The organism is Streptomyces sp. NPDC005202 (genome assembly GCF_040608235.1).
Classification (GTDB): Bacteria; Actinomycetota; Actinomycetes; order Streptomycetales; family Streptomycetaceae; genus Streptomyces.
The window spans coordinates 130986-143644 of the sequence record NZ_JBEXHW010000003.1; the positions used below are offsets into that span (position 1 = coordinate 130986).

The 12659-nt window shown below is 70.1% G+C and carries 7 protein-coding genes; 2 read left to right on the forward strand and 5 right to left on the reverse strand.

From position 1 onward, the window contains the following. Positions 1–10 precede the first annotated feature (10 nt). The 4 genes from ABZV31_RS07270 to ABZV31_RS07285 all read right to left on the reverse strand — a co-directional run bounded on the left by ABZV31_RS07270 (position 11) and on the right by ABZV31_RS07285 (position 8351). Entirely contained in the window at positions 11–1183 is a 1173-nt protein-coding gene (locus ABZV31_RS07270) for an alpha/beta fold hydrolase (RefSeq protein ID WP_355889360.1), read from the reverse strand. Between the two features lie 119 nt (positions 1184–1302). After that, positions 1303–5697, reverse strand: coding sequence for an FxSxx-COOH system tetratricopeptide repeat protein (gene fxsT, locus ABZV31_RS07275; protein WP_355889362.1), 4395 nt, complete (start codon positions 5695–5697; stop codon positions 1303–1305). A 72-nt stretch (positions 5698–5769) separates the two neighbouring features. Next, the gene (locus tag ABZV31_RS07280; RefSeq protein ID WP_355889365.1) at positions 5770–6906 is read right to left on the reverse strand and encodes a MoxR family ATPase; all 1137 of its coding nucleotides are present in this window, start codon (positions 6904–6906) and stop codon (positions 5770–5772) included. After that, positions 6903–8351 carry a hypothetical protein gene (locus tag ABZV31_RS07285; RefSeq protein WP_355890059.1) on the reverse strand — a complete coding sequence of 483 codons (1449 nt, stop codon included), beginning with the start codon at positions 8349–8351 and terminating at the stop codon, positions 6903–6905. Before ABZV31_RS07285 ends, ABZV31_RS07280 begins: the two co-directional genes overlap by 4 nt. On the opposite strand from ABZV31_RS07285, the gene ABZV31_RS07290 reads away from it, so the two are divergent. Continuing rightward, entirely contained in the window at positions 8295–8507 is a 213-nt protein-coding gene (locus ABZV31_RS07290) for a hypothetical protein (protein ID WP_355890120.1), read from the forward strand. The genes ABZV31_RS07285 and ABZV31_RS07290 overlap by 57 nt on opposite strands. Positions 8508–8862: 355 nt before the next feature. Here ABZV31_RS07290 and ABZV31_RS07295 read toward each other — a convergent pair whose 3' ends face one another. Further along, entirely contained in the window at positions 8863–9978 is a 1116-nt protein-coding gene (locus ABZV31_RS07295; protein ID WP_355889367.1) for a GNAT family N-acetyltransferase, read from the reverse strand. A 480-nt stretch (positions 9979–10458) separates the two neighbouring features. On the opposite strand from ABZV31_RS07295, the gene htpG reads away from it, so the two are divergent. Next, positions 10459–12375: a molecular chaperone HtpG gene (htpG, locus tag ABZV31_RS07300; RefSeq protein WP_355889370.1), complete on the forward strand. Its 1917-nt coding sequence runs from the start codon at positions 10459–10461 to the stop codon at positions 12373–12375. Positions 12376–12659 lie beyond the last annotated feature (284 nt).

The following is a 12659-nucleotide window of genomic DNA, read 5'->3' on the forward strand; positions in this document are numbered from 1 at the left end:
TGCGGTCCGGTCACGGCAGACGGTCCACGATGTGCCGGTACACGGTGGGGTTGGTCCAGTAGGCGCTGTGGGCGGCGGGGAACGGCTGGCGGCTGTCGACCGCGACGTCCGTGACCCGTCCCGGGAAGAGGCCCGCGCCGAGGTAACCGAGCAGGTCGCGCGGGTCGTAGAGATTCAGCCAGTCGGGCACGTGGGGCGGCAGCGGTTCGGGGTGCACGAGGGAGGGCAGTGACCCGGACTCGTACAGGAAGGGTCCCTGGGAACCCGCCGTCACAAGCAGGCGGACCTGTGGCAGCGGGGTGGTGACGAGAGTGTCCAGGGCGATGATCCCGCCGAGGCTGTGCCCGACGAGGGTGACCGGGGATTCCAGGCCGGCCAGAAGAGTGCGCAGGTCGGCGCGTACCTCCTCGCCCCGGGTGAGGTAGCGCAGGATGTCCCCGGCGGCGGGGTGGGCCGCCTGGGTCAGTGCACGACGACGGCGTACGACGGCCCGGGAGGCGGCTGAGTGGGCCGCCCGCAACAGCACGGCGCGCAGGCCGCGTTCGGCCCCCCTGGGCGGCGCGCCGAGCGCCTGGGCGAGGCGGTCGACGACGGCGTCACGGGTGTCACCGACCGGAACGAGCGGGGTGTCGGCGTCGAGGGAGGCGGCGATGACGCGGGCGACCAGGGCGCGTGCGGTCAGCACCGCGAGGTCGTCCGGTTCGAGGGCAGCCGCGGCCGCCCCGAACAGGGGGTGGGCGGCCAGGTCTGCCGCGGCACGGGCCAGGCCGGGCCCTGCCTCGGCGGCCGGAGCGTCCCCTTGGGCCGCCAACGAGGTCAGCAGAGCCTGGATCTTCTGCTCCGGTGGCACGGAACCGGGCGGGCGCTCGACAGCCGGCTCCGCGCCGGATGCGGCGAGGACGAGCTCGGCGTCCGGGTCGGCGTACAGGGCGGCCCAGCCGGCGGTGTCGTGGTCCGCGTCCGGCACAGCGGGCGCCTCGGCAAGGCCGCGGGTCGTGCCCGCCTCCGGTGGCAGACTCGCACCGCCCGCGGCGAGTGAGGCGCCGTGCGGACCGCCCCAGTAGTAGGGAACCACGCGCAGCCCGTCCCGCAGGCCCGTCAGCCCGGCGGCGAACCCACCGGCCAACGCGGAGAAACCGGGCTCGCGCACCCCTGTTCCGTGGATGAAGACGACCGATGGCATACGCCCTCCGTGACCCTGCTCCAGGTCCGGCGACCACTGTCGTGGCCCCCCGAATGCCCAGTATGGCAAGGAGGCCGGGGCCGCGGGCGCCGCGCACCGCGGCCCCGCGAAGGATCGCGCTACATCGGCAGGGGCGTAACGGCGCACTCGATACGACGTCGTTGACGGGCCGCCAACAGCCAGGGGTGATCGGCGCGCACCACGCGGTTGAATCCCTCCACCGCCGTGGCCTCCGACTCGTCCGCCTCGGCCCGGCGACCGAGCCCCCGCAGGTCGAGGGCGAGATTGGCGGTGCCCGCGAAGGTCAGCGGGTGATTCTCACCCGCGACCCGCTTCAAGGGCGACAGGGCGGCCCGATCGATCTCCAGAGCCAGCTCGAAGTCGAGGCTCGCGTACGCCGTGCCGGCCCGGCCCAGGGCGACGGTCAGGGTTGCCACGTGCTCGGGGCCGAGGGACTCGGTCAGTCCGGCGACCGCGTCGTCCTCCAGGTCCCGTGCCTCGTCGAGATTGCCCAGGACGCGCAGAGTCGCGGCCAGATTGGCCTTGGTGACCAGGGTGTGCGGGTGGTTCTCCCCGAGGCTCTTCGCATAGCGCCGCAAGGTGTCCTGGCCCAGTTCGCGCGAGCCGTCGAGGTCGCTCATGAGCCGGCGGTCGATGACGACTTCGACGGCCATCAAGAGCGTCTCGCCGTGGTTGGGGCCGTAGCCGGTCATCAGACGGCGCAGCGTCTCCTCCGAAAGCTCGGCGGCTTCGGCGACGGCTCCGTCGAGGCGCCTGCAGACCGCCAGGTTCCGGGCGGTGCCCAAGGTGTCGGGGTTGTCCTCGCCCAGCGATTCGCGAACCCTGCGGTACACGTCTTCCTGGAAATCACGGGCTCCCGGGTAGTCGCCCCCCTCGCGCATGTCGAGCCCGACGCCATTGAGTGTGCCCAGGGTCAGACTGCTGGTGGGGCCGAGCAGCAGTTCTCGCTGCCGGGCGGTCTCCCGGTCCAGACTCAGGGCGTTGCCGAATTCGCCGCACAGGCGCAGCGACACGCCCCAGTTGTGCGCCGCCTGAAGGGTGATGAAGTCCTCCGAGCCGATCAGGATCCGGCCCTGCTCGGTGGCCTCCCGGTCCACTTGTTCCGCTTCCCGGAACCGACCCTGGTAGCGCAGCGCACCGGCCATCTGCGACATGGAGTCGATGAGGTCCTCCGGTTCGACCCCCGTGCGGCGTGAGACCTCCAGTGCCCCCTCGTTGAGCGGGATGGATTCGGGGACCTGACCGATGACGCGCAGCAGGAAGGCCAGGATCTTGGCGATCCGCATGACGTGGATGTTCTCTTCGCCCGAAGCCGCGAGCCAGGTGGTGTGCGTCTGCCGCGCGAGGTCGACGGCGGTCTCGTGGTCGCCCCAGAAGTACAGGAACAGCACGGTGTCGTAGACCAGTTCACGCACGAACGTGTCCGCGCTGGTCACCGCCCGGGACGAGAGGAGGTGGGGCAGGAGCGTCTGGTAGGCGGGCCACTCCACGGACGAGGCGTAGTGGCCGGGCTTGGCCGCCGACAGGAGCTGATGGGCGGCTTCACGCATCCCCTCGCGCTCGTCGTGACTCAGCTTGGCGAGGAGCACGTTCTGCAGCAGCCGGTGCATCTGCAGGGTGTCGAACCGTAGATCCAGCTTCACCAGGGAGAACCGGTTCAGTTCGCGGATGGCCTTGCCCAGCTTGACCGAGTCGCTCAGCAGGGGGTTGACCTCGGGGGTGATGTCGATGGCACGGCGGCCGCGCAGCATGGAGAGGGGAACCGGCTCGGGAGCCATGCTGGCGCAGATGTCGAGGAGCTGCCGGGCGCCCGGGTTGTTCTCCTTGATCTGTTCCAGCGAGATGTCCCATGCCGCGGCGACGGAGACGGGATAGTCGGGGGACGGGTCGAGCTGGAGGATCTCCGGGCGGCGCTCGTTCAGCAGGGCGAGGTAGTCGTCGACGAGCATCCCCGTGACGGCACGCCAGGCCCCGGCCTGCTCCACGGCGAGGGGTAGATCGCCCAGCGCTGCGGCGAGCCGGTCGGCGTCTTCCTCGGACAGGTCCGGGGAGCGCCTTTGCAGCAGCTGGATCGACTCGTCACGCTCGAAGACATTCACCGGCAGCGGCGTGGCCACCCGTTCCCAGTCACGATTGCGAGAGGTGACGATGATCTTTCCGGGGCCGTTGGCCGGGAAGTACCGGCGCACGACGTCCACGTTCTCGGCGTTGTCGAACACCAGCAGCCAGTCGTCGTACTGGCCTCCGGTGCCCAGCGCCTCGAGAACGGCGGGCACGGCCGTGTTCGCGGCGGGGGTGCTGCCCTCGCCGCCCAGCGGGGTGAGCCGCAGCCGGGCGGCCAGACCCGCCAGTGCCGCCAGGATGAGCGGTTCCCGCTCGGCGGGGATCCAGCAGATGACCTTGTAGTCCTGCTGATGCCGGTAGACGTACTCGAGCGCCAGCTGGGACTTTCCCACACCTCCCATGCCGTGCAGGGCGTGTGGCAACACGGCTGCGGTGTCCTGGGCACTGAGCTGTTCCTCCACGGATCGGAGTAACTCCGTGCGGCCCACGAACGACGTGTTCCGCAGGGGAACGTTCACCAGAACGCCAGGTGATCCGGTCGTGGTGCTCTGCATGGGGGGCTCAGCCTCCGGGGCTTCGGGGCAGACGTCGGTAACCGGGATCGGCACGGGCTCTCCAGATGGATCAGGGACTTCCGGCGCTTGATCACTGCCCTGGCCGCCGTCGAGTGACCCCCTGCCGGATGGGTCTTTTGCCGCACCGGGCGCATTTCCCGGCCCGTTCCTGCCAACAGGATCAATACGTTTCGCGCGTTCGGAGTACGGGCCTGCCAACGCCCGCATGACCGCCAGTTCGCTCCGCAGCCATGCCGCATCGGCCGGGTCGGGGAGCGTGGTCCCGGCCGGATCGCGCAACGCGGCGCGCAGGGCCACGCCGCGCTCCCCGGCGGCTGGAAGGTCACCCAGCACGCTCACCGTGCGGGCGAGTTGAGTCCGGGTCGTGGTGGCCAGGAGCGCCTCACGGACGCCGTCGGCGAACTCCGGCCGGTCGCCGCTCCAGTCGATCAGGCCGCCCATCATGATCTCGGCCAGGTGGCCGGGCCCGGTATGCGGCATGGTGCGGTTCCGTAACTGCTCGACCAGGTCGAACTCGAAGGGCACGACGGCCAGTTGGGTGGCGAGCTGACGAGCGATTGGCGTGGCGAGTCCGAGGAACGCGCCCACTGCCCGATCCACGGCGCCGGGCATCCGCGGGGCACGCAGTCCTGGCGCCGGCGTCCCCTTGGCGAGAGTGCCGGCCAGGACCACGGGCAGCTCCCGGCGCGTCCCCCGCTCACCGGTCACGAGGCAGGCCCATGCCTCGATGGAGCCCGCCTTCAGTGAAAGCACGGGAACGGGCACGGATCCGTCGCCCGCCTCGGGCAGCGGGCGAATCGGGTCGGGGCCGCCGGACGGCGCCAGGTGCGTGAGCCTGGCGTTGGCCACGCCGAAGCCGCCGGCCTCCAGGACCGCCTGGTACGGGTAGAGAGAGGAGCGATGGCGCAGATGGGGTGTTAGGAGGTGCACCAGAGCGGTGGGGCCGGCGCCCGCGAGGCGGCCGAGCAGGGCGTCGGCGGTCGAGGAGGCCCATCCGTGCGCCAAGCCGTCGGTGACGACCAGGAAGAGCCGGTCGCGGCGGCCGTCCAGCACCTCGCCCAAGTCCGTGGCGGACCGTCCCGTCGGCCAGCGCAGCGTCGGGTCGCCTGTGAGCGGCACCTTCACCCGGACGGTGCGCACCACCCGGAAGGCGCCGCTGTGCTCGGCTGCCTCGACGAGGCCGGATACGGAGTCTTCCCAGATCCGCATGGTAGGGGCGTCGTCGACGAGCAGCACCAGATCGAAGGCGCAGGTGCGGACGGGCTGGTGGTAGGGCAGCCAGAGCCGGTCCACGACGCCTCGCTCCGCCGTGGTCCGCTCATCCAGCTCCGTCGCGTGCCGGGACGGTACGCGACGCGCGAGCCGGTGCAGGGACCGGGCCAGCTGGGCGGTGCGCCTGCCACGGCCCGGCTTGGTCGGCCCGGACCCGGAGGCGGGCAGCAGAGGCCGCCCCAGGTGCATCGTGTCGGGCCCGTCGGGAGCGGCGACGAGCGACAGCCTGGGGGGCGGCCCCGGAGCCCCGGTGAAGGGATCCCCCGGCCGCGCACCGTGCCAGGAGCCGCTGGATGCACCCGTCCGTGCGACGGGGCCCGCGGGCGGCTGTGGTGCGGCCGGGCGTGCCGTGTCGTCGGAGGGTGCGTCCGCCGGTCGTCCACCGTCGCCGGGGCGGCCTCGTTCCTCGGCGCCGGGCACTGTCGGGCGGTCGTGAGGCGGCCGCGCGGGCGTAGTGCCGCCGTGTACCGGGATCGGCCGCGAACTGCCGGTGCGCCCGTGGCGGGCCCACAAGGCCGCCAGCCAGACTGCGTCGGCGAGCTGCTGCCAGTGCGGCGCGGCCTCGTTCTCAGGGAACGCCAAGGGCGACGACGCCTCCGAGGCGGGATCGGTGTCGCCGAGGCCGGATGCACGCTCCCTGGGAAAGCCGGTCATTCATCGGCCCTTCGCGAGATCGCGGAGCAGCAGTTCCACGAGCTTACGCCCCTCCCCGTCGGCCTGGAAACCACCCGCAGTAGTCAACTGGACCGCGTTCAGCAACTGATCGAGCGCGTGCGTCCCGCCGGCCTGGACGCGCTGTAAGAACAGGTCGACGAGGGCCTCCGTGCCCTCCGGGCGGGTCGTCAAGTGCCGCTCCACGATGGCCAGAAGCTGCTCTCGAGTGGGGGTGCGCATCTCCAGCGGAAGGCAACGCCTGCGGAAGGCCGCGGGGAATTCCCGCTCACCGTTGCTGGTGATCACCACGACCGGGAACTCGCGACACTCGACCCGGCCGTGGTGGACCACGGCACGCCCTCCGGGGTCGGCGGTGTGCACGCCTGCGCTACGGGCTGCGACGCGCACCAGCTCCGGGATCTCGTAGCTGCCGTTTTCCAGTACGTGCAGCAGATCGTTCGGCAGATCGATGTCGCTCTTGTCCAGCTCGTCGATGAGCAGGACACGGGGTCGGTCGTAGGGCAACAACGCCGTGCCCAGCGGTCCCAGCGTGATGAAGTCGCCGAGCGTGGGCGGTTTGCGGCTGTCGGCCGGTAACCGTGCCGCACCGGCCTCGCCGCCGCCGTCACCGGAGCGTGCCGCACTGCCGGTCTCTCCGCCTTCTCCGGCGGCCGCGACCACCTCCGGGTCCGCGGCCCTGCTCAGCCCGGCCTGCCAGGCGGCGATGGCTTGCGCGCGTCCCATGGCGTCGTGGGTGTACAGACCGTCCCCCAGCACCGTGCGACTGACGATGTTCCACTCCAGAACGCGTCCCAGGCCCAATTCACGTGAGACGAGGTACGCCAGTGTGGACTTGCCAATGCCCGGAGGCCCGGTGACCAGCAGCGGGCGGCGCAGCACCAGCGCGGCGTTGACGATGTCGATCTCGTCGAGGCCCAGCTGGGGGATGGTGTCGCCGGGACCCAGACGGCGCAGCGCGGCCTCCTCGTCGTCCGGCGGCGGAGGCTGAAGTGGGGACCCGTGGAACCGGCGCCAGGGCGGGGGCGCGGGCAGCGACGGCGGCGGGTCGCCGGGCGGGAGCCCGGTGGCCTCGAACACGCGCCAGCCGTCCGGGGCCGTCTGCTCGTGTGCGGTCATGCCGGAGCCTCCTCGCTGGCGAGATCGCCGGGATCGGTGGTCTGGATGTCGACGAGTCGGGTGGGATCGTCCCAGAAGAAGGCGATGTGCCTGCCCAGCAGCAGGGGACCTTGGGGATTGGCTTCGGCTTTCCTGCGAAGGCGGTGGACGGCCATCGGGACCTGCGCGGGCGTCGGCACTGACGCGAACACGGCGGTCACTACTTCCCGCCGTTCGTCGAAGAAAACTCCCCTGCGATCCCAGACGGCCAGCCCTATGCCCTCGGCGATGGCGGCCTTCAGGGCTTTGAGCGCCGGTGGCTTGACGGGAGCGTCGAGCACCACAGCCGTCCGCCCGAGCTCCTCGGCGAGCGACACCTGCCAGTCGTCGAGGCGCTGGGCGTCGAGTTCTCCCCAGCTGTGCACCGAGATCCCGTGTTGCCGCATAGTGCGCCAGCGCTCCCGCCACTGGTCCATGACCAGTACGTCATCGGTACGCATGCGATCCAGACTGCGTAAGTGCACCCCGTACTTCAGCCCGAGCGGGAGGGGGTTCCCGCCACTCGTACCGAGCCTCAGCCTGGCCACATCGTGGTTGAGGAGGTCATACGGAAGGACGAACTCGATGTACGGCGGTGGCTGGTCCCTGTCGTCCTGCTTCGGCCCGGGCGCAAGCGCCCAGAGCCGGGCCCCCTGACGAAGAACGTGTTCGACGGCGGGGCCCAGGCGGTCGAGCGTCGTCGTGACGGGCTCGCCGGGCTGCGGTTGCCAGCGGCCGGGCGTGGTGTTGAGCCATGGGCGTACGACGATCTCGTCGGAGCCGTCACGGGCCGGTTCGACGGCCACGACCAGACAGCGAGGGATCTCCGGGTCGTACGCGGCGGCCGCGCGCCGGGCGCGGCGCCGCTCCAGGGGTTCCAACAAGCCCCCGTGCCGTGCCCATGCCTCGACCCAGTCGGAGAGCGCTTTGCGGTGCTCGGCCACCCCGACGAGACGGGCAGCGTAGTCGATGAGCAGTACGGCGGGCGGTAGTCCGTCCGGCTGAACGTTCAACTCGACCACATAGGTGAAGAGTTGCTCAACGGTCCGCCCGACGGGCAGGTCGACGCCGAGCAACTCCTCGGCAAGCTCGTCCCGTAACCGGATCGCCGGTACCTCGTCTCCGACGGCGTTCAGAAGGGCATGCGCGGTGCTCTCGTCGTAGCCGGAGAGCGGGCCGGGCGGCGGCATTGTGGCAGAGGGCGCAGTGACGGAGTCGACCACCGCTCTCAAGTCGGCAGCCGCCCCCGCTCCTTCACAGACGTCGACCACCCACGCAAGTACGCGTTCCCCACCCGGCACGCTCAACGCAGTGCGCACCAGCGTCACGACGTCCTCACGGAGCCTGACACCCCGCAGGTCGATGTGTTGGTGCAGCTGGTCTCCGAGCACTACGGCGAACTGCTCGCGTCCGGACCCATCCTGCATGCAGCCCAGCTCGCACAGCGCTTCGGTCAGCCGAAGCAGCAGATCGACACCCGGCTCCTGTCCGGCACCACCGCCGGACTCATCGAAAGCCACGCCCGTCTCCACCGACTTTCCCCCATGAGCCGGTACTGCCGCCTGACCAAACAGCGAAATTAGCATGGCAACTGACGGTTAACCAGGGACAAGTGGGACCCGACTCCCTTTGCTGCAACAAAAGGTTCGGTGGTCAGGGCGGCGTCCACGCTCCGCCAGGTGGACCGGTACGGCGGCCGGGTCGATGGTGCCGCCCCATCCGGACGCAGGGACGGCACCGCGCAGCGCCGGGTGGAGAGCCGGCCGTGCCGAGGGCGTGTGGACGCAGCGCGTTCCGGCGAGCGTCGATCAGGGCCGGCCGGGCTTACGGCAGGGAGGGCCCCGCCGTCGCGGGGCGCCATGGGGCGGGGAGGAAGGCTGCGCCGGGCGGAGCAGACGACGGGGACGCGGCGCGAAAGCCGGGAGGGGGGAAGCCTGCTCAGCGTGCGCGGGGGACGGCTCTGCCGGAGTCCGCCCGAGCCGACGTGCGCAGTGTGCCGACCGTCTTCAGCAGCCGGTCGGCCGGCTCCCGCAGTCCGGGATGGGCCAGGACCGTGTTCCGCAGGCCGCGCACCGGTCTGCGCCACAGCCGGTGCGCCGCCGCCACCGGGTGGGGGCGGCTCGCGAACCCCTCGGCCACGCGCAGCTCGCGGGTCTTGAGCCAGTCCTTGTACTCCTTGTCGCCGCGTCCCAGATCCATGAGCGTCACCCCGTCCCGGGCCGCCGCCTCGGCCATCCGAAGGTGCATCATCAGCCCGGGCGAGTAGTAGCGGAACTCGGGGTCGTACGCGGTGAACCATGCCGCGAACACCGTGCGCGATCTCGGTCCGAAGTGCGCGGCCACCGGCCGGTCGTCGGCGTACACCACGGACAGCACGCCGGTGAAGTGCTCCTCGCGAACGTGGAACAGGTGGTTCACCAGGTCGACGATCCACGGTCGTGAGAACCGGTCCATCCGTCCCGTCCTGCGGTACTGGGCCGACTTCCACTGCATGAGCCTGTGCAGCACCCGCGGGTCGCGCTCGTCGTAGACGAACCGCATCTCACCGGCGTCGCGCCCCAACCGGCGTTCCTTCTTCAGCGCCGTCTTGGCCAGCCCCGGGTACGCGCCGCGCAGCCACTCCGCGTAGCTGCCGTCGCCGGGCTTCAGGTCGAGCACAGGAGAGGCGAACGTCCCCGTGACGTACCTGCCGAACGGCTTCTGTTCCTCGACGAGGTGGTCGAACTCGAAGACGGACAGACCGCAGGCCCTGAGCAGTTCCTGGGCGTCCCAGGTGGCTCCCGGGCGGTGCACGAGGGCCTGGCAGTCGGAGAGGCCGAGACCGATGGCCCGGCCGACGCCGATCGCGTTGCGCTCGTACGGGAAGAAGCCGACGGGCTCCCCGTTCTCCCACAGGACCGCCACCTGCGAGCGGCCGCGGTACCTGCCGATCCCGATCGCGAACTCAGGTGCCAGGAAAGGGTTGGCGTAGTCGGGCGATTCGTCCATCGTCCCGTGCCAGGCCCGGCGGAGCGAGTCGCTCAGCTCGTCGAGTCTGTGGATCGTGATGTCCACTTCAGATCAACCGCCCTTCCGCAGGCTCCACGAGGGACGTACCAGTCGCGGCACAGGCCGGTATGACGTGTGGCTCATTGTTCATGGATCGCATGGGCGACCGCTCCCCCCCATGACGCGCTGTCCGCGTCCTGCCATTTCTTTGGACATCTGCTGATCCGGGCCGTCCACGCGCCGGTTGCGGGGTCGACGACCGAGATCCGAACTGTTCGGCAGGGATCAAACGTCGCGAAACAGTACGCACGCTGTCAAGGGTACCTGTCGCAACGGAAGGTCACGGGTCGGACACCCGGACCCCGGCGTCGGTGGGACGCCCCGGGGGCGACGAGGCGCTGGAGGGCACAGATGGGCTTGTCCCGCAACGGAGCGCGAATCGCCGCCACCACCTGCCGGAAGTCTGGGCTTCTGCCCTGACTTGGTGTTTTACAGTGACTGCCACCAGTTCCGGCCACTCAGGGACCTGTGAGGTAATCGCGAACCATGCCGACCGAAACGTTTGAGTTCCAAGTAGAGGCCCGTCAGCTGCTGCAGCTGATGATCCACTCGGTCTACTCGAACAAGGATGTCTTCCTGCGCGAGCTCGTCTCCAACGCCTCCGACGCGCTGGACAAGCTGCGTCTCGCGGCGCTGCGGGAGGAGACGCCCGACGCCGATGTGTCCGATCTGCACATCGAGATCGAGATCGACAAGGACGCCCGTACCCTCACGGTGCGGGACAACGGCATCGGGATGTCGTACGACGAGGTCGGGCAGCTCATTGGCACGATCGCCAACTCGGGCACGGCCCGGTTCCTCCAGGAGCTGCGGGAGACCAAGGACACGGCCGGAGCCGAGGGGCTCATCGGCCAGTTCGGCGTCGGCTTCTACTCCGCCTTCATGGTGGCAGACGAGGTGACCCTGGTGACCAGGCGCGCCGACGAGAGCCAGGGCACCCGCTGGACGTCCCGCGGTGAGGGCACGTACACGCTGGAGACGGTCGACGACACGCCTCAGGGCACCGCGGTCACCCTGCACCTCAAGCCGGCGGACCCCGAGAACCAGCTCCACGACTACACCTCCGACTGGAAGATCAAGGAGATCGTCAAGCGGTACTCGGACTTCATCACCTGGCCGATCAGGCTGGTCTCCCGCACCCCCGCCGCGGCAGAGGCGGGCGACGGCGGCGCCGCGCGCGACCCCGAGACGCTGAACTCGATGAAGGCCCTGTGGGCGCGCTCGCGCGAGGAGGTGTCCGACGACGAGTACCACGAGCTGTACAAGCACATCAGCCACGACTGGCGCGATCCGCTGGAGACGATCCGGCTGCAGGCGGAAGGCACCTTCGAGTACCAGGCCCTGCTGTTCGTCCCGTCGCACGCCCCGCACGACCTGTTCACGCAGGGTTTCCAGCGCGGTGTGCAGCTGTATGTGAAGCGCGTCTTCATCATGGACGACTGCGAGGCGCTGCTGCCGCCCTACCTCCGCTTCGTCAAGGGTGTCGTCGACGCCCAGGATCTCTCGCTCAACGTGTCCCGCGAGATCCTGCAGCAGGACCGGCACATCCGGATGATGCAGCGTCGTCTGACGAAGAAGGTCCTGTCCTCGGTCAAGGACATGATGACCAACGACTCGGAGCGCTACGCGACGTTCTGGCGGGAGTTCGGCGCCGTCCTGAAGGAGGGACTGGTGACCGACGCCGAGAACCGCGACGCCATCCTCGCCGTCGCGTCGTTCGCGACCACACACGGCGACGACGAGCCGACCACGCTGAAGCAGTACGTGGAGCGGATGAAGGACGGGCAGGACGACATCTACTACCTGACCGGCGAGTCCCGGCAGAGCATCGAGAACTCCCCGCACATGGAGGCGTTCCGAGCCCGGGGCATCGAGGTGCTGCTGCTCACCGACCCCGTCGACGAGGTGTGGGTCGACGCCGTGGGTGAGTACGAGGGCAAGCGGCTGCGGTCCGTGGCCAAGGGCGAGATCGACCTCGGGGCGCAGAAGGACGAGAAGACCGACGGCGAGCGGCAGAAGCAGACCGAGGAGTACGCCGGTCTGCTCGGCTGGATGAAGGAGCAACTGGACGAGGACCTCAAGGAGGTGCGTCTCTCGTCGCGTCTCACCGTGTCTCCGGCCTGCATCGTCTCGGACGCGCACGACCTCACCCCGGCGCTGGAGAACATGTACCGCGCGATGGGTCAGGAGGTGCCGCGCACCAAGCGGATCCTCGAGCTGAACCCCGATCACGTGCTCGTCAAGGGCCTGAACCAGGCGTACAAGGAACGCGAGGACCGCACGGGGCTCGCCGAGACCGCCGAACTGCTGCACGGCCTGGCGGTGCTCGCCGAGGGCGGTCAGCCGAAGGAACCCGCACGCTTCGTCAAGCTGGTGGCGGACCGCCTGGAGCGCGCGCTGTAGCTCTGGCTCCGCGACAGCCGGGGCGCTTGCTCGGAGCGCCCCGCACCCCACTGGGACCGGTGACGGCGATCAGCGGAACCCGAGCCCAGCCGCAGAGCCGGGCTCTGTGGCATGCCCAGGGGGTATGACGATGCTCGGTCCGACCATCAGGGCACATCGTGCCGGGCGAGCGCGGTGACGGTCGCGCCGCGTCATCCGTCCCGGCCTGCGTGACTTGCGCGTTCCGCGGTCGTCGTCAGCCCGTCTTGCGCCCCCACCGCGTGTCCACCCGTGCCCACTCCTCG